14 protein-coding genes and 3 tRNA genes are annotated in these 19775 nt (G+C 34.6%); 10 read left to right on the plus strand and 7 right to left on the minus strand.

Annotation, left to right across the window (positions count from 1 at the left end):
- Positions 1-120: 120 nt before the first annotated feature.
- Positions 121-3669 (plus strand): T9SS type B sorting domain-containing protein, encoded by a 3549-nt coding sequence (locus tag ACNQGN_RS18035; RefSeq protein WP_417989218.1) that lies wholly within the window; start codon positions 121-123, stop codon positions 3667-3669.
- A gap of 152 nt (positions 3670-3821) precedes the next feature.
- Here the strand turns inward: ACNQGN_RS18035 and typA are convergent, their stop codons facing one another.
- A complete protein-coding gene (gene typA / locus ACNQGN_RS18040; protein WP_417989219.1) occupies positions 3822-5618 on the minus strand; it encodes a translational GTPase TypA in 1797 nt (598 codons plus the stop codon).
- Between the two features lie 171 nt (positions 5619-5789).
- Between typA and ACNQGN_RS18045 the strand changes: the two genes are divergently transcribed.
- A complete protein-coding gene (locus tag ACNQGN_RS18045) occupies positions 5790-7505 on the plus strand; it encodes a PAS domain-containing sensor histidine kinase (RefSeq protein ID WP_417989220.1) in 1716 nt (571 codons plus the stop codon).
- Positions 7505-7912 (plus strand): response regulator, encoded by a 408-nt coding sequence (locus ACNQGN_RS18050; RefSeq protein ID WP_417989221.1) that lies wholly within the window; start codon positions 7505-7507, stop codon positions 7910-7912. Before ACNQGN_RS18045 ends, ACNQGN_RS18050 begins: the two co-directional genes overlap by 1 nt.
- Positions 7913-7987: 75 nt before the next feature.
- Here the strand turns inward: ACNQGN_RS18050 and rpsT are convergent, their stop codons facing one another.
- The 5 genes from rpsT to proS form a co-directional block, all read right to left on the minus strand.
- Entirely contained in the window at positions 7988-8239 is a 252-nt protein-coding gene (rpsT, locus tag ACNQGN_RS18055) for a 30S ribosomal protein S20 (RefSeq protein WP_035673520.1), read from the minus strand.
- Positions 8240-8272: 33 nt separating this feature from the next.
- A tRNA-Glu gene (locus ACNQGN_RS18060) sits at positions 8273-8344 on the minus strand.
- A gap of 42 nt (positions 8345-8386) precedes the next feature.
- Positions 8387-8458, minus strand: a tRNA-Glu gene (locus ACNQGN_RS18065).
- Positions 8459-8505: 47 nt separating this feature from the next.
- Positions 8506-8577, minus strand: a tRNA-Glu gene (locus tag ACNQGN_RS18070).
- A 78-nt stretch (positions 8578-8655) separates the two neighbouring features.
- Complete coding sequence (gene proS, locus ACNQGN_RS18075; protein WP_417989222.1) at positions 8656-10134, minus strand: proline--tRNA ligase; 1479 nt, start codon at positions 10132-10134, stop codon at positions 8656-8658.
- A gap of 101 nt (positions 10135-10235) precedes the next feature.
- On the opposite strand from proS, the gene ACNQGN_RS18080 reads away from it, so the two are divergent.
- From ACNQGN_RS18080 to ACNQGN_RS18100, 5 genes are all read left to right on the plus strand, one after another.
- Positions 10236-11183: a hypothetical protein gene (locus ACNQGN_RS18080; RefSeq protein WP_417989223.1), complete on the plus strand. Its 948-nt coding sequence runs from the start codon at positions 10236-10238 to the stop codon at positions 11181-11183.
- Between the two features lie 47 nt (positions 11184-11230).
- Positions 11231-12733, plus strand: coding sequence for an OmpP1/FadL family transporter (locus ACNQGN_RS18085; RefSeq protein ID WP_417989224.1), 1503 nt, complete (start codon positions 11231-11233; stop codon positions 12731-12733).
- Positions 12734-12935: 202 nt separating this feature from the next.
- Positions 12936-14249: a 30S ribosomal protein S12 methylthiotransferase RimO gene (gene rimO, locus ACNQGN_RS18090; RefSeq protein WP_417989225.1), complete on the plus strand. Its 1314-nt coding sequence runs from the start codon at positions 12936-12938 to the stop codon at positions 14247-14249.
- A 41-nt stretch (positions 14250-14290) separates the two neighbouring features.
- Positions 14291-14758, plus strand: coding sequence for a hypothetical protein (locus ACNQGN_RS18095; protein ID WP_417989226.1), 468 nt, complete (start codon positions 14291-14293; stop codon positions 14756-14758).
- Positions 14759-14792: 34 nt separating this feature from the next.
- Positions 14793-15695, plus strand: a complete 903-nt coding sequence (locus ACNQGN_RS18100; RefSeq protein ID WP_417989227.1) for an N-acetylmuramoyl-L-alanine amidase — start codon at positions 14793-14795, stop codon at positions 15693-15695.
- Between the two features lie 394 nt (positions 15696-16089).
- On the opposite strand, the gene ACNQGN_RS18105 is transcribed toward ACNQGN_RS18100, so the two are convergent.
- Positions 16090-17127, minus strand: a complete 1038-nt coding sequence (locus ACNQGN_RS18105) for an outer membrane beta-barrel protein (protein ID WP_417989228.1) — start codon at positions 17125-17127, stop codon at positions 16090-16092.
- 585 nt (positions 17128-17712) lie between these two features.
- Here ACNQGN_RS18105 and ACNQGN_RS18110 point away from each other — a divergent pair.
- Both ACNQGN_RS18110 and ACNQGN_RS18115 read left to right on the plus strand, forming a co-directional pair.
- Positions 17713-17994 carry a hypothetical protein gene (locus ACNQGN_RS18110; protein ID WP_417989229.1) on the plus strand — a complete coding sequence of 94 codons (282 nt, stop codon included), beginning with the start codon at positions 17713-17715 and terminating at the stop codon, positions 17992-17994.
- Between the two features lie 89 nt (positions 17995-18083).
- Positions 18084-19739, plus strand: coding sequence for a SulP family inorganic anion transporter (locus ACNQGN_RS18115; protein ID WP_417989230.1), 1656 nt, complete (start codon positions 18084-18086; stop codon positions 19737-19739).
- Positions 19740-19775: the final 36 nt, after the last annotated feature.

Consider the following 19775-nt stretch of genomic DNA (forward strand, 5'->3'; position numbering starts at 1 on the left):
CTAAACGCCGCAAATAATATTTTGGAGAAAGGGCAATTTCTCATGGAAGCTAAAGTAGCCTGTTGAGGCAAGCTTTTTCCAAGAATCCTCAACGCTTAAGCTGGAGGAGTTGTCAAAACGTTGAGTAGAGGACAATATGCCATTATTGATGGAAGCCAATTTACAGCTGGTAATCTCTATGTTTCAACCTCCGAAAACGTGTCGGCCTATCAGAGCATCGGTGGTGATTTTTCATCAGCCAATCAAAATTTGTTTTTTGTACCACCCTTAAATTGTGCTACGCCAAGTATTGTTGACAATATTCCAAAAATTGAATCTATAGGAAACACATCCTATAATGGAGGACTAAATATCGTAACTGAAGCTGGAGCCACTGTAACGATAAACAATAATGCTATTACCGGCTTTCCGGTTGCTGTACTTGGAAATCCAAATTACGTCAGATATACCGAATTTAATTTAACGGGGAATATTGTAGTAAAATCATCAAAACAAGTTTATGTTTCTTACTTTGGCACAAATGGCGCTGCAACATATGGTGGTTATTATTCCAGTTTTGATACTAAGCCAGAAATTGTAACGGATAAAATTGAAGTATCCAATTCTGCATGTATTCCAAATGTCGTTTTAAAAATTAGTACTTTATCATCTTACGATACCTTTCAATGGTATTTTAATAACAATCCAATTATTGGAGCAAATTTAAATGCATACACTCCTATTCAACCTGGATATTATCAGGTACAAGGCAGCATTGTGGGTTGCCCTAGTACCGTTCCAATTTTTTCAGATAAAATACCCGTCAGTGATTGCCCATTGGATTCAGATAATGACCAAACAAACAATAATATTGATATTGATTTGGATAATGACGGTATAATTAATAATCTTGAAGCGAATATTTCTCTCTTGAACCAGTCAAATGCCACCACAAGCTCTCAATACAATGGAACGATAACAGGAAGCGGAACTATTACCGGAAAATCACTTTACGGTTTTGTATCAGAAGTTCCTGCCGGAAAAACCAATTCTGTTTCTTACACTATAAATCTAACAACACCAGAAAGTATAACTATTGGTTATATAGGGCAAGATAATCCATTCCAAACTACAGCTGTTTCCGAATATTTGAATGCTGACGGAAATTTTATTTTACAAGTTCCGGCAGATAAAACCATTACGGTGACTGATCCGCTAAATCAATTGCTTATAGATACAAACTACGATGGAATTTATGAAAGTGGTATTACTGAATTTTCTTCTTTTGAAGTACGCTTTCGTTTGAAAAGCACAACACCGTTATTTCCCGGATCGGGCAGTTTCCAGTTTTCGTCTTATTTAACAAACACAGTTACTTTTACGCATACAAATCTATCTGAAATAAGCAGTAACAAAGCAATTTTTATGATTAGCCATACTGAAACTTTTGATTCTGATTCTGATTTAGTTGCTGATTTAGTAGACATAGACAGTGATAATGATGGTATTCCTGATACTATTGAGGCGCAAGGCAAGGGCTTTAAAACTTTCTCTGGAACTGATTCTAATAAAGATGGATTAGATAATTCTTTTGAACCTGGCCTGATACGAATTAATACTGACAATGATCTCTTTAACACTTTCCCTGTAGTTTATGATTTACTAGACTTAGACAGTGATAATGATGGTATTTTTGACCTAGTAGAATCAGGTAGTAGTGTTGTTGATGCCGATAAAAACGGTATTATAGATGGTACTTCCCTTTCTTTTGGAACTAATGGTTTGTATGATGGCCTTGAGACAAATCCAGATAGTGGTAAACTAAATTATACCATAAGTGACACTGATTCAGATGGAGACTTTAACTACATCGATTCGGATAGTGATAATGATATGTGTTATGATGCTTTTGAAGCTGGATTCAATGATTCTAATAATGATGGGATACTAGGCAGTACTCCTGTGGTCGTAAATGCAAATGGCAAAGTTTTAAGTGCTGTGGGCTATACAACTCCAGACAACAATTATAGAATTGCTGCACTAATAGAAATTAGCAGTCAACCGCAAGCTGAACCAACATGTGAATCAGAAAGCACTACAATTAAAGTGTCCGATAATGGCGGAAATACGTATCAATGGCAGCTTTCAACCGATGGAATATTGTGGACTACTATTTTAAACAACCCTACTTATCAGGATGCTACAACAAATGTCTTATTGCTAAAAAGTGTAAACAACACGATGAACGGTTATAAATATAGAGTAAAACTGGATAAAACGGGAAATTCATGTGGGCTAATTTCTGCTGAAACTACGCTGACAATATATCCATTACCAATCCTTAATACCACCTCAATTGTTCAGTGTGATGATGATACAGATGGTTTTTCTGACTTTAATTTAACCGCAAAGAACAAGGAGCTCTCGACTAATTTCGCCTCCGAAACATTCGCCTATTACACTTCACTTTCAGGAGCTGAAACAGCCGATACTGCAAAATTAATTTCAAATCCATTTGCTTTTAGAAATACAACAGCTGGTAGTATGCCTGTTTGGACCAGAGTGCAAAACGCAAATGGTTGTTATGCTATAGCAAAAATCACCTTAGTAGTTTCTCCTACCCAAATTCCAACCGCATTCAGCCGTACTTTTTCTGCCTGTGATGACTCAGCTATTGACAATGACGATACTAATGGAATCGCTACTTTTGATTTTAGTGCTGTAACAGCAGAGATACTTGCTGTGCTTCCTGTTCCAAGTGCTTCCTATTCGATACAATTTTATAAAAATGAAGCAGATGCTCTATCAGAAAGCAATGCAATTACAAATACTGCAAACTATAGAAATAATAGCTACCCAAATGAACAAAAAATATGGGTTCGTGTCGAAAGCACCTCTGATAATGCTTGCTATGGGTTAAGTCCACGAATTACGTTAAAAGTAAATCCAAAACCAAATATTAACGATGCAGTTGATAAAAATGAATTAGTATGTTCTAATCTTCCAACTTTCTTCATAACGCTTGATGCCGGAATCCAAGACGGCTCACCAACAACCAATTATACCTATGTTTGGTCAAAGGATAATACGGTTATAACAGGCGAAACAAATTCCACATTGGATGTAAATCAGGAAGGTGATTACACAATAGACGTTACCTCGCTGGCAGGCTGTAGTAGAACTCGAACAATAAAAGTTACCGCTTCTGATATTGCTAAAATGAGCAGCATTACTATCGTTGATCTATCAGATTCAAATACTGTAACAATAAACGTAACAGGAAAAGGGCACTATCAATATAGCCTGGATGCTGCTTCTGGACCTTTTCAAGAATCTAATTTTTTCGACAATGTCGCTGCCGGGATACATGAAGTATTCATAAATGATAAAAATGGCTGTGGGATGATAAGTCAAAGTATTGCAGTTATCGGTGTTCCAAAATTTTTTACACCAAACGGCGACGGTTATAATGACTATTGGAATCTAAAAGGAGTAAATGAAAGTTTCAACAAAAATTCAATCATTTATATTTTCGATCGTTACGGTAAACTTCTAAAACAAATCGTTCCCTCAAGTCAAGGCTGGGACGGTACTTTTGCAGGACAGTCTTTACCTTCTGATGATTATTGGTATACAATAAAACTAGACGACGGCAGGGAAACTAAAGGGCATTTTAGCTTAAAGAGATAAGAATGTCGCGCTAAGTAGGTATACTACTTTATTCTCTTAAACGAACTATTTTTACAAATACAATTACCATAAACCCCTTTTGGAAGCTAGGAAAGTTAGTATCAAAAAAAAAGCCATTCTTTCGAATGGCTTTTCTAAACTAAAAATAAAAATTAGAATTTAAATCTTTTTCTATCTGTTTCTGTCAAATATATTTTTCTCAAACGAATACTTTTTGGAGTAACCTCAACATATTCATCTTTTTGAATGTACTCTAAAGCTTCTTCAAGAGAAAAACGAATAGGAGGGATAATTCTTGCTTTTTCATCATTTCCAGATGAACGTACATTAGACTGTTTCTTAGCCTTAGTTACATTTACACACATATCATCGCTACGACTGTTTTCTCCGATTACCTGACCTTCGTAAATCTCATCATTAGGGTCAACGAAGAATTTACCACGATCTTGCAATTTATCGATAGAATAAGGAATTGCTTTACCATTTTCCATAGAGATCAATGAACCATTGTTACGTCCAGGAATTTCCCCTTTGTAAGGCTCATACCCTATGTAACGGTGTGACATAATAGCCTCACCAGCAGTAGCAGTAAGCAATTGATTACGCAATCCGATGATTCCACGAGATGGAATATTGAATTTTACAATCATACGCTCTCCTTTACCTTCCATGCTTAACATTTCTCCTTTACGGATAGAAACAAACTCTACCGCTCTACCAGAAAGGTTTTCAGGTAAGTCGATTGTTAGTTCTTCAATTGGCTCACATTTTTTACCATCAATTTCTTTGATGATAACTTGTGGCTGACCGATTTGCAATTCATACCCTTCTCTTCTCATTGTTTCAATAAGAACAGACAAGTGAAGTACACCACGACCAAAAACCATGAATTTATCAGCTGAATCAGTTTCACCTAACTTCATTGCTAAGTTTTTCTCTAATTCTTTTGTTAAACGGTCTCTAATATGACGAGAAGTTACAAATTTACCCTCTTTACCAAAGAAAGGAGAGTCATTAATTGTAAACAACATACTCATAGTAGGCTCGTCAATATCAATTGTTTTTAACGCTTCTGGATTTTCAAAATCAGCGATAGTATCTCCAATTTCAAAACCTTCAACTCCAATAATAGCGCAGATATCTCCAGCAATTACTTGTTCTACTTTCTTACGACCAAGTCCTTCAAAAGTATGAAGTTCTTTAATTCTAGATTTCATTATTTTACCATCTCTTTTCACTAATGAGATTGGCATTCCTTCATTTAATATACCTCTTTCAAGACGACCAATAGCGATACGACCAGTAAAGGCAGAGAAATCTAAAGATGTGATTAACATTTGAGGAGTTCCTTCAGATACTTTAGGAGCTGGTACATTTTTAAGAACCATGTCTAATAATGGTTCAATGTTTTCAGTCATAACGTTAAAATCGTCTGACATCCAGTTATTTTTAGCAGAACCGTAAACAGTAGGAAAATCTAACTGTTCTTCAGTAGCACCTAATTCAAACATTAGGTCAAAAACTTTTTCATGAACTTCTTCAGGAGTACAGTTTTCTTTATCAACTTTATTAATAACAACGCATGGTTTCAAACCAAGGTCAAGCGCTTTTTGTAATACAAAACGCGTTTGTGGCATCGGTCCTTCAAAAGCATCTACAAGTAGACAAACTCCATCAGCCATGTTCAATACACGCTCTACTTCACCACCAAAATCGGCGTGACCAGGAGTATCGATAATGTTGATTTTTGTTCCTTTGTATACTACAGAAACATTTTTAGAAGTAATAGTGATACCTCTTTCACGCTCTAAGTCGTTGTTATCAAGGATTAGGTCACCTGTGTTTTCGTTGTCACGAAATAACTGACAGTGATACATAATTTTATCAACCAAAGTTGTTTTACCGTGATCGACGTGGGCAATAATTGCAATGTTTCTAATAGATTCCATCTGTGATTTTTAATGGGTGCAAAGGTACACTTTATTTTGATATAAAAAATATTTCTGCAATAGTTTACATATTGTTAACCTTTTAGACCAAAAAAAATCGAATAAAAAAGCTGTTAAAATAAGTTTTGAATGATGTTTAATAATTAAGTATTATTTAATTATATTTGAGTAATGAAAAACAAAACCAATCAAATAACCTTAACCTACACTCTCATCTCCATATTTATGGCCATTGTTTGCCATAAATTATTTAAAAAGCACATCCTCGACACTAATTACCAATATTATAACTTTATAAAAGATTTGATATTCATTTCTTTTACAGGTATACTCTACAAATATATTCTATCAAAAAACGACAATAGAAATATCGCTGTTTTTGAAAAACTAAAGAATAACAACGACGAAATTAAGGAATCAAACGAAAAATACGACATTGTAGCAAAAGCAACAAGTGATACTATTTGGGATTGGAAAATCCAAGAGGATTCCTTTTCCTGGAACAAAGGAATCGAAAGCGTTTTTGGCTACAAAGAAAATGAAGTTGGAGACAAATCAACATGGTGGTTCGACAAAATTCATCCTGAAGACAGTATCAAAATGTCTATAAAACTATACTCTTTTATAGAACAAAAAACAGAAAAATGGCAAGATCAGTACCGATTTAGATGTGCTGACAACTCTTATAAATACGTATTAGATAGAGGATTTCTTCTCAAAGATGAGGAAGGAAAAGCCATAAGAATGATTGGTGCGATACAGGATATAACAAAACAAAAAGAAGAAGAGCAAAGGCTTAAACTATTAGAAACTGTAATTACACAATCCAAGGATTCCATAATTATAACCGAAGCCAATTTCAACAATACCCAAATTCCTGAAATAATTTATGTAAACCCCGCTTTTACTATTATGTCTGGATATAAATCCGAAGAAATTATTGGAAAAACGCTAGATCTTTTTAAAGGCCCAAATTCTGACGTACAAGAGTACGAAAAATTAATCGCTGCTTTAAAAAACAAGGAAGAGTGTTTAATTGAGACCATCAGCTATAAAAAAAACAAAGAAGAATACTGGGTTCGCTTTTCTATGATTCCTATATACAATTCAGAAAATGAACTTTCACACTGGATTTCCATACAAAGAGATGTTTCTGAGGAAAAGAAACAAGAAAAAGAAAAAGAACAGCTTATTAGGGAACTAACACAAAACAACAAAGACTTAAAGCAGTTTTCTTATATTACATCGCATAATCTTAGAGCACCATTATCAAACCTGACAGGTCTTTTAAACTTAATTGAAGACATTCCTATAGATAATCAGGAATTAAAGGAAATCCTAAACGGTTTTAATAAATCAACACATTTACTAAATGAAACAATTAATGACTTAGTAAAAGTAATTATCATCAAAGACAATCCTTCTATTCAAAAAGAAGCCGTACTTTTAAAAGAATTATTTGAAAACGTTTTCAATCAACTCAGCTTTCAAATTGAATTGTATAAACCAATAATTAAACTTAATTTCGAAAAGGTTTCTGTTTTAAACACTAACAAAGCTTACATAGAAAGCATATTACTAAACCTATTAACCAATGCCATAAAGTATAAATCTGAAAACAGAAAACTTAAAATAACTATTAACGCTACTGAAGTTGACAACACTGTTTATCTAACATTCAAAGACAACGGAATAGGCATTGATTTAGAAAGAAACAGAGACAAAGTTTTTGGGCTTTACCAAAGATTCCATAATTACCCTGACAGCAAAGGACTGGGATTGTATCTTGTAAAATCTCAAGTTGAAACCATGGGAGGAACTATAAGCATTGAGAGCGAGGTAAACAAAGGAACTACGTTCACATTAACATTTAAAAACAAACAATAATGTTGGATCAAATTTTATGCGTTGATGACGACCCTATAACACTCATGTTATGCAAAAAAGTAATCGTCAAAGCATGCTTTTCAAATGAAATAATCACTTCTCAAAATGGAGAGGAAGCGCTTGATTACTTTAACAAACTAAAACACACTAACTCTGAAAGCGAATTAAACAATCATCCTCAATTAATTTTTTTAGATTTAAACATGCCTGTTATGGGAGGATGGGAATTTTTAGATATTTTCAACACTACCGAATACTCGGAATTCAACACAATAAAAGTAGTTGTACTTTCCTCAACAATAGACCCTGAGGACTTAGAAAAAGCAAAATCATACCCTATGGTCATCGATTTTTTATCGAAGCCTATAACCACTTCAATGCTTGAATACTTAAAAAACAAAATCTAATAAAAGTATAGTTATAAAAAAAGCTCTCAATAAATTGAGAGCTTTTTTTATAACTATTTTTAAAAATTGTAGTACTTACAATTTAGCAACGTGCTTCGTTAATTTAGATTTTAAATTAGAAGCTTTGTTATCATGGATAATGTTTTTCTTAGCTAATTTATCAATCATAGATATCACACTTGATAATTTAGATGTAGCATCAGTTTTATCAGTTGCTATTCTTAATGCTTTAATGGCATTACGAGTAGTTTTGTGTTGGTATCTATTTAATACTCTTCTCTTTTCGTTACTTCTAATTCTCTTTAGAGCTGATTTATGATTTGCCATTTTATTGCTTTTTTATCTTTTACTATTTTTTTGTAGTCCGTAAGGGAATCGAACCCCTGTTACCAAGACGAAATCTTGGCGTCCTAACCCCTAGACGAACGGACCTTATCCTCCTAAGTTCTTTTCAATCTACTACAACTGAATTTGTAGCCCGTAGCGGAATCGAACCGCTCTTACATGGATGAAAACCATGCGTCCTAACCGATAGACGAACGGGCCATTTTTCCCTCTAAGTTTGGGATGACTTTAATCTGCAAAAAAAATAGTAGCCCGTAGCGGAATCGAACCGCTCTTACATGGATGAAAACCATGCGTCCTAACCGATAGACGAACGGGCCCTGCTTCTCTAATGCGGATGCAAAAATACAACTATTTTTGAAACGCACAATAGTAGATGCGAAAAAATTTATTTTTTTTTAATATGCCTTCGCAAACAACACTCTTCCAACCGAGCTCTCCCCAGTAAAAACACAGCTTCCCACCTCTTCTACCCTATCTAAAGGGATGCATCTAATCGTCGCTTTAGTCAAGTCTTTAATCTTCTCTTCAGTAGCAGCAGTTCCATCCCAATGAGCTGATACAAAGCCTCCTTTTGTATCTAAAACCTGCTTAAACTCTTCAAAGCTGTTAACTTCAGTAATATGCGTATTTCTATAATTTAATGCTTTTTCGAACAAATCTTTTTGAATTTGAGCCAATAAATCACTTACATAAATTACAATTCCATCTTTAGAAACAACTTCTTTTGTCAATGTATCTCTTCTTGCCACTTCAAAAGTTCCGTTTTCTAAATCTTTAGGACCTACAGCAATTCTGATAGGCACTCCTTTCAATTCATATTCATTGAACTTGAATCCTGGTTTTTGCGTGGTTCTGTCATCATATTTAACCGCAATGTTTAATTTCTTTAATTGAGAAACTAAATCAGCAACTACAGCAGTTATTTCTGTTAATTGCTCCTCTGTTTTATGAATCGGAACGATTACTACCTGGATAGGTGCCAATGTTGGAGGCAAGACCAATCCCTTATCATCAGAATGCGTCATTACCAAAGCCCCCATTAATCGAGTCGAAACTCCCCATGAAGTTCCCCAAACATATTCTTGCTTTCCTTCAGCATTAGCAAATTTAACATCAAAAGCTTTAGCAAAGTTTTGACCTAAAAAGTGAGACGTTCCTGCCTGCAATGCTTTTCCGTCCTGCATTAAAGCTTCTATACAATACGTTTCCTCAGCCCCAGCAAAGCGTTCCGTTTCCGTTTTAAAACCTTTAATTACCGGCATTGCCATAAAATTCTCTGCAAATTCAGCGTATACATGCATCATTTTTTCAGATTCTTCAATAGCTTCCGCTTTGGTAGCATGCGCCGTGTGCCCTTCTTGCCATAAAAATTCTGCTGTACGCAAAAACAACCTTGTTCTCATTTCCCAGCGCACTACATTTGCCCATTGATTAATCAACAATGGTAAATCTCTATAGGATTGCACCCACCCTTTGTATGTTGACCAAATAATAGCTTCACTGGTTGGCCGAACGATTAATTCTTCTTCCAGTTTGGCATTAGGGTCTACCATCAGCTTCCCTGGCCTATCTGGATCGTTTTTCAATCTATAATGGGTAACTATAGCACATTCTTTTGCAAATCCTTCAGCATTTTTCTCTTCTGCTTCAAACATGCTTTTTGGAACAAATAAAGGAAAATAGGCATTTTGATGGCCCGTTTCTTTAAACATTCGATCCAACTCAGCTTGCATTTTTTCCCATATCGCATAACCATATGGCTTGATCACCATACATCCTCTAACTCCTGAATTTTCGGCTAAATCGGCTTTTACAACCAACTCGTTATACCATTTTGAATAATCTTCTGATCTTGTAGTTAAGTTCTTACTCATATTGAATAGTTTGGCACAAATTTTGTTTTAATAATTTTAACTAAATAGTTCCGCAAAACTAACTATTTTTGTATTGTCCAACAATAAAAAACCCCATAGATATGAAAACTAGTACTTTTTCCCTTAAAAACGCGTCAATTTATTATGTTGCCGGGTTTTTGAGCATTTTGTTAACCTCATGCGGTTCTTACCAAAATAGCTCTTACTACGATGGGGATGGAATTTATGGAAATACCGCTAAAAAAAATATTGATGTAGAGAATCCAGACACTCGAAACAATTATTACAAAAATTATTTTGGCTCTTTACAAGACAACAATGGATCTGCTGAAATTTTTACCGATGTAGACAATTACAGTAATTACAACACCTATCCTGATACGAATGAGCAAACCTATAACAATTATAGCGGATGGGGAAGCAATTCCCATGAGACCATAATAGATGTATCACCTAATTATTGGGGATTTTCATTAGGATACGGAATGGGCTATCCTTATAATGGTTTCGGCTATTCCGGTTTTGGCTGGAACTACCCTTATTATGGTTATGGCTATTCTAGCTTCGGGTGGAACTATCCTTATTATGGCTGGGGATATCCTAGCTATGGCTGGAACTTCCCTTATTATGGAGGAGGTTACTCCTCTGGTCACTATAACAATTACTCTTATAACCCAAGCAGAAGAGGCTCATCGTATTCTGACAGAGTAAACAGCAGAAATTATAGCACCAGAACTTCTAGGGATTATTCTCAAAACCCAACTAACACCTACAGAGGAACAAATTATAGAAATTCTACCAATAGGAGCACCAGAACAAGCCCTACTTTTACAAGAAATCAAAACCAGAATAATTCTTTCGGCAATCCTACCCGAAGATCAAACACAAATAGCGCTCGCAGCGAAGGCAATTCTCCAGCAAGATCATACACACCAAATTCAAGAAGTGAAAATAGTTCTTCAAGATCCTACAGCTCAGGCTCAAACAATTCCAACAATAACAGCGGAGGTGGCGGAGGAAGATCATCATCCGGAGGTGGAAGAAGATAATTTCTAAATGTATTTTGAATAAAAAATAAACCTTACCTGAAATAACAATGAAAAAATATTTATTCCTACTATTAACAGGCTTCACTTTTAGCGCTGCACAATCACAAGAAATAACAGATGCGATACGCTATGCGCAGGACAATTTGAATGGCACCGCACGTTTTAGAGCAATGGGTGGAGCTTTTGGAGCGCTAGGCGGCGATTTATCGGCTATTACTATAAATCCTGCCGGAGCTGCTGTTTTTTCAAATAATCAGATTGCGATGACATTAAGCAGTTACAATACTAAAAACAATTCTAATTATTTTGGCAGCGAAACCAGCGAGAAAGACAATTCCTTTGATTTAAATCAAGCCGGAGGTGTGTTTGTTTTTAATAATAGAAATTCAAATAGTAACTGGAAAAAGTTTTCATTATCCGTAAATTACGATAACGTAAGTAATTTTAACAATTCTTATTTTGCCGCGGGAACCAATCCAAATAATTCAGTAGACAGTTATTTTCTAAGTTTTGCCGACGGAGTTCCGCTAGACGTACTGGAAAACTCAAACTACGGGAGTCTGGACCATGGCGCACAACAAGCTTATTTAGGATACCAAGGCTACATCATCAACCCTGTAAGTAACAATCCAAACAATACACAATACACTTCAAATGTTCCAGCTGGCGGAAATTATTATCATGAAAATACTTTTAGTTCTGATGGTTATAATGGCAAATTATCTTTTAACGCAGCAACATCTTACAAAGACCAGTTGTATTTGGGAATAAACCTAAATTCTCATTTCACAGATTACAGACAATCTACCAGTTTTTATGAAGATAACGCTGCTCCATTAACGGACGAGTACACGGTGACAAGAGTACGTTTTGATAATGACTTATATACTTACGGAACGGGATTTTCATTCCAGGTAGGTGCTATTGCAAAAGTTACCAATGAAGTTCGATTAGGATTAGCTTACGAATCATCAACATGGTATCATTTAAGTGATGAGTTTTCTCAAAGATTGTCTGCAGTAAGCAGCGCTACAGATGCTCCGGATACCAATGATGTTGTTAACCCGCAAATCACCAATTACTACGAACCTTACAAGCTACAAACACCGAGTAAAATAACAGGAAGTTTTGCTTATATTTTTGGTAAATCCGGACTAATCAGTATTGATTATGCTATGAAAGATTACAGCAACACCAAATTCAAACCAGAAAATGATTCTTATTTCAGCGCTATAAACAGCAACATGAGTTCCGTTTTGGATAAAACCAGCGAAGTAAGGGTGGGTGCTGAATATAAAATTGAGAAATTAAGTTTAAGAGCAGGATATCGTTACGAACAAAGTCCTTACAAAAACAAAACAACCGTTGGTGATTTGAAAGGATATTCAGGAGGCTTAGGGTACAATTTCGGCGCTACCAAAGTGGACTTATCATACTCATCTGCAGAAAGAAATTCTCAACAAGCTTTCTTTAGCCAAGGACTTACAGATGGTGCAAAAATAAATTCTATCAACAACAATGTCTCTTTGACTGTCTCGTTTGAATTGTAACACCCAAAAAAAAATTAATAATCCGTTTCGTTAGTAGGGAACGGATTTTTTTTAGCCCTGGTAACAATAAAAATCCTCAGATTTTTTTCGAGGGACTATACTATACAGCAGGAATAGCTCCATAAAAAACACAAAGATTTATGGTCCTAAAAATAAAAATTGTAATTTTGCAAAATTCCCAAATTATCGGGACTATAATGCTATGAGAACGAAGTCTTTAAAAAAGAATAAAATCAACGTAATCACTCTTGGGTGTTCGAAAAATGTATATGACAGTGAAGTACTTATGGGACAGCTTCGCGCAAGCGGGAAAGATGTCACGCATGAGGCACCAGAAGCGGAAGAAGGAAACATTATTGTCATAAATACGTGTGGATTTATTGATAATGCTAAGGCAGAATCAGTAAATATGATTTTAGAATATGCTGATAAAAAAGAAAGAGGATTGGTTGACAAAGTATTCGTTACAGGATGCTTATCAGAACGTTACCGACCTGATTTGGAAAAAGAGATACCAAATGTGGATCAGTTTTTTGGAACTACCGAGTTACCACAATTACTGAAAGCTTTGGGTGCCGATTACAAGCATGAATTATTAGGAGAGCGATTGACAACGACCCCAAAAAATTATGCGTATTTAAAAATTTCCGAAGGATGCGACAGACCTTGCAGTTTTTGCGCGATTCCATTAATGCGAGGAAAAAACGTTTCACAAACCATTGAAAAGCTCGTAAAAGAAGCGGAAGGCTTAGCTAAAAACGGAGTAAAGGAATTAATCCTTATTGCTCAGGATTTGACTTATTACGGCCTGGACCTTTACAAAAAGAGAAATCTTGGTGAATTATTGGAGGCTTTGGTAAAAGTGGAAGGAATCGAATGGATTCGTTTGCACTACGCCTTCCCTACCGGTTTCCCTATGGATGTTTTGGAAATCATGAAACGAGAGCCAAAGATTTGTAATTATATTGATATTCCGTTGCAACATATTTCAGATTCTATTTTGAAATCGATGCGTCGCGGAACAACTCAGGAAAAAACAACAAAATTATTGAAAGATTTCCGTGAAGCGGTTCCCGGAATGGCTATACGTACGACTCTGATCGTAGGATATCCTGGCGAAACACAAGAAGATTTCAACATCTTAAAAGATTTTGTTCAAGAAATGAAATTTGACAGAATGGGCTGTTTTGCTTATTCTCATGAAGAAAACACGCATGCTTATTTACTGGAAGATGATGTACCGGATACTGTAAAACAAGAGCGCGCAAATGAAATAATGGAATTGCAGTCTCAAATTTCCTGGGATTTAAACCAAGAAAAAGTAGGTCAAACATTCCGATGTATCATCGACAGAAAAGAAGGCGGTCATTTTGTTGGACGCACCGAATTTGACAGTCCGGATGTAGACAACGAAGTTTTGATTGATGCTTCAAAGCACTATGTAAAAACTGGTGAATTTGTAATGATAAAAATTATCGAGGCTACAGAATTTGATTTGTATGGTGAGCCCGTTTAGATTTGGGATATAATTTTTCAACCCTTTTTAAAATATTTAATATGAAAATAGTTCAATCATTATTAGTGGGCGCATTTATGTTATTATCTATAAACACCATTTCCGCACAGTACGGAAATAATAGTTATGGCGGAGGCGGCTATGGTAGAAATGGTTATGGCAGCGGTCGCATGAGTAGCGCAATGGACCAACCGAGAGGGCAGGAAAAACAAAAAGAAATTCCTGTTGAAGAAACTGTTGGAAAAATTATGACCAGACTAAAACCAGCTCTAGTTCTTGACGAACTTCAGGAAATCGCTATTGCAAACCTACTAACAGAAAGCATTAAACAACAAGGAGTTATACTAAAACAAGAAACAAATCAAAGTGATCAAATAAAAAATATCCAAATACTTTCCGAAAATACAGAAAGAAAAGTTGTGGAATTATTAAATGACGATCAAAAAGAAAAATACAAGATCTTTTCTCAAGAAAGTAAAAATCCAAAAAAATCCAAGAAAAACAAATAATCCCTATTTTGGACTATAAAAATGCAATTTAAATATGAGAAAATCCTTTTACTACCTGATTTCGGCTGTTATAATAACATCTTGCTCCACTAATCCTTACAAAGCCAGTGAGAAAGTATATGACGCAAAACTCAAAACATTAAAGGATCAGATTTCAACTAAAGAGTCACAACCCTTGCCATCTATTGCCGAAACAGCAATAAGCATTGATACTTTATACGCGAAACAATTGCATATTTTTAAAGATTCTATTTCAAAAATGGGATCTACTCCTTTACAAAATGGTATTAACACAGAATGGATAGGTACGGTGAATTTTAATCTACGAAAGCCTAACTTTATAATTCTCCACCATACTGCCCAGGATTCGTTACAACAAACCGTAAAAACATTTACAAAAATTGAAACACAAGTAAGTGCTCATTATGTAATTTCTGATAATGGTAAAGTGGTTCATATGTTGAATGATTATCTAAGAGCATGGCATGCCGGTACGGGTTCATGGGGAAGAAATACTGATATCAATTCAACATCAATAGGAATTGAACTGGACAATAATGGCACAGAGCCCTTTACTGAATTACAGATGAATAGTCTATTGGCACTACTGACTAAATTAAAAAAAGACTATAATATCCCTGCTCAAAACATCATTGGCCATTCCGATATTGCTCCTACCAGAAAAAAAGATCCCAGCGCTTTGTTTCCCTGGAAAATTTTGGCCGAAAAAGGATTTGGAATTTGGTCTGATGAAATACTAGAAACTGCTCCTGTCGATTTTAATGTTCAACAAGGTCTACAAATTATCGGATACGACACAAAGAATCTTTTAGCAGCAATCACAGCATTTAAATTACATTATGTTCAATCCCAAGTGGATGACGTAGTGGATGAAAACACTAGGAATATTATCTATTCTATTTATAAGAAACAATAGCTTATTCCCTTCCAGGCACAAATAGTAAAGCGTCTTTTGAACAATTCAAAAAGACGCTTTACTATTATATCCCTTTTTGAGCAACCTACTGAAAATTGTATAGTATCAATAAAACCACACGTAAAAGCCACTGGCAAAGTTATTTTTACAACACTCAAAAAGGCATTCGTCACGCTTATTTATAAAAAACTACGCTGCTATTCCATAGAAAAAGCTGCCCATAACACTTAGACGTATACTAAAAGCAAAGCGGTCTCTACAAAACTCACAAAGACGTTACAGCTATACCTTTTTTAAATCACTCACTAAACAAAAAGCGTACTTCTATTAAATAAAAAAGCTGCCAAAACACTTAAAAGTATCTTGACAGCAAAAAAAAAATATTACTTTTAAATTAGAACGTATAAGTTGTCGCAAGTAAAACATATGCGTTTGAACTTGTTGGAAGTGCATCACTATCTAAGAAAGTATCTTCAGAAGAACTATCATATCTGATCTCTGGAATAATAGTCAAGTTTCCTACTTTATAGTTTAATGACAAAGTATTTCCAAGTATATTTCCACCTACAGACTTAAGTCCGTCTTTATCATCAAAATATTCCAATCTGTAAGCTAAGCTAACATTATCTTTAACTGCATAACTAGCATACCCTACCAAAGAAAACCACTCTCCGTCTAAGGTACTATCAAAATCATCAGCATACATAGCATAAGTACCATTAAATCCTAAAGAAAATGCATCGCTTATTTTTTTAGAACCTACAAAATCAAACTGAGTTACATTTGTATCAGAAGAAGGGTTACTACTTCCTGAAGTAACGTTAAAGTATGCACTTCCTGTACCTCCGACATATCCTAACTGACCGATAAATGTTTTTTGAGTAGAACCGGCATCAATTGCAGATTTAAAATCGGTTGGATTAGTAACTCCCGCCATAATACTGAACTTTCCTGCGGTATATTGTGCTTTAACACCAGTATTAAAAAACGGTCCGTTTGTAAAAGCATAAGACATACTATAGTTTTTGTTGTCAACAGCATCTAATAGTTCATACCCAATATGTGTTCCAAAACTACCTGCTGTCACTTTAAACTTATCTGAAAACTCATAAGTAAAGTTTAATTGCTTAATCATAAAAGTATTAGCAGCATCATTATACGTAAACTCACTTGCTCTGCTTCCAAAACCTAAATCTACAAAAACAGATGCTTTCCCCATTTTGTGTGAAGCTTCTATAGATGCCATTCCTAATTCAAATGAATTATGTGAACCTGTAAAACTTGTTAAACCATTACCTTGTTGATTAGAAAAATCATATTTATAATACATATCTGCCGATCCACCAAAAGTGGTGGCTGGTGCTGGTGTATCTTGTGCAAATGTCATGCTCGTCGTTAGCATTAATGCTAAAATTAGTCCTGCTTTTTTCATCTTTAGTTTAGTTTTAATTTATTAATTATTAATTTGGCATTGGTCATTATCTTTATATCTACAACTATTTGTCGTATTTATTTAAAATCAAAAACTGTTTTCATACTGATTCATTTAGTACGTAAAACCCTTTTTCCTGAGGCGAATTTATTAACTTTTATTTTACTTGAATAAATAATAATTACTTATTTGACTCTTTTTGATAAGAATTATCGATAACAAAAAAACATTCCGAAATAATATATATTTCCATCTTTTTTGTAAGATATATTAAAAATTCCATAATTCATTTTTTCACAAACACCCCTTTTTTTTACATATCAATATAAAAAACATACAATAATAAGCGTTTTTTAGTCATTTTAAGCAAACAAAAATCAACACACCCCCCTAAAAAATACCTAATTTACAACAAAATTTAAATTTTAATCAAAAAATACAAACCATGATTTTTTTTAATACACACAATTCTAAAAATGCTTTTTTAGAAAAATTCTTCCTTCTGGAACCCAACAAATGTTAATTTTATTTTAAATTTAAAAGAAGTAGTTTTGATTTCATCCGTTAAACTCTATTTTTGCCGTAATGAAGCTAATTGCACAAATATTAATGTTTGTTTTTGTCGCTTTTCTTTTAACACCAACTATTGTTTGTGTAATAGAGAAAAGTGCTGATACTTCTATTTTCTATGGTTTTTCCGAGGAAGAGCAAGCGCACAAACAGATTAAAGCAATTGTTCATTATAACACTTCATACGAAGGAATCAATGTATTAGGACTAACTTCAAGTCTGATTCAGTCAGAGAATTTGTCCAAACACGATACAATTGCTTCAGCCATATTCATACCCCCACCCGAACAAGTTTAAACCATCGTGGATTTTAATATTTTATAATCCAATTCTCTCATTTTTATTATGTGAGGAAGTCTTTTGTGTTTAATTTTTAGTAAGGTATTATGACAAAAAAAATCAACCTTTTTGCTAACATTAAATCTGATTTTGCATCTGGTTTAGTAGTTTTTTTGGTGGCGCTTCCATTGTGTTTAGGTATTGCGATGGCTTCTGGCGCACCGTTATTTTCGGGAATTATCGCTGGTATTGTAGGCGGTATAATTGTAGGTTATTTAAGTAAATCGCACATAAGTGTCTCCGGGCCTGCGGCTGGTCTAACAGCCATTATTCTAACCGCGATTACTGACCTAGGGGCTTTTGATATTTTTTTAACCGCAGTTTTTATTGCAGGTTTACTCCAGTTGGCGTTGGGATTCATCAAGGCAGGAACCATTTCAAATTATTTTCCAACAAACGTTATTGAAGGAATGTTGGCCGGAATCGGAATTATAATAATTATGAAACAACTGCCGCATGCCTTTGGCTACGACAGTGATTTTGAAGGAGATCAATCCTTTATGCAAGTGGATGGAAGCAATACGTTTTCTGCCTTATTTGGCATATTTGACTATCTTCAATTGGGTTCCATAGTAATTACTCTAGTCTCGTTAATCATATTGATTGCGTGGGATAAGGTTTCTTTTTTGAAAAAATTAAAATTAATTCCAGGTGCACTTGTAGCTGTGATAGTTGGCGTTGTTTTGAATGAAATTTTCACCGGAACCGGAAGCTCTTTAGCAATTGCCAAAGAACATTTGGTTTCACTACCAGTTCCTACAACTTTTGAAGAATTCAAACAAATTATAGTAACTCCAAATTTTTCTGGTTTAACTAATCCTAAAGTTTGGGTTGTAGGTTTGACCATTGCCATTGTTGCTTCAATAGAAACGCTATTGTGTATTGAAGCATCTGATAGAATGGATGTTCAAAAGCGCTACACCGATACCAATGTAGAGTTGAAAGCACAGGGAATTGGAAATATCATCAGCTCCCTTTTAGGTGGTTTACCAATGACTTCCGTTGTTGTTCGTTCATCAGCGAATAATAATGCTGGTGCAAAATCAAAAATGTCCGCTATTATTCATGGCGTATTGTTATTAGTCAGCGTTGTTACAATTCCACTGTTATTGAATAAAATTCCATTGGCTACATTAGCGGCAATATTACTATTAGTAGGTTATAAATTGGCTAAGCCAGCAACATTTATACATTTTTGGGAAAAAGGAAAATATCAATTCATCCCTTTTATTGCTACTTTATTGGCCGTTGTATTCACAGATTTATTAAAAGGGGTTGCCCTTGGGATTATAATAAGTATCATATTTATTTTGAGAGGTAATCTTAAACGAGCGTACTATTTTAGAAAAGAAGAATATGCAGATGGCGATGTGATTCACATCGATTTAGCACAAGAAGTTTCTTTTTTAAATAAAGCGGCAATTAAGTTAACATTAAATCATATTCCTGACAATTCTAAAGTAATTATTAATGCACAGGATACGGTTTACATTGCCCATGATATTTTGGATTTAATCCACGAATTTAAAACCATAAAAGCTAAAGATGCTAATATAAAAGTTAAGCTTAAAGGATTTAAAAAAGCATATCAGCTGGAAAATAGTGATGAAACGACTAACAAAGTTACTGTTGAGCACTATTATGATGCTGCAAAAAGAAAAACAATTAAGAAAGAAATCGTCGTTGAAGAATTTCACGATTAAACTACAAGTACTATACCTTTAAATTAATTTCTTTTT

Source organism: Flavobacterium rhamnosi (genome assembly GCF_048286515.1).
In the GTDB taxonomy this organism is placed as follows: Bacteria; Bacteroidota; Bacteroidia; order Flavobacteriales; family Flavobacteriaceae; genus Flavobacterium.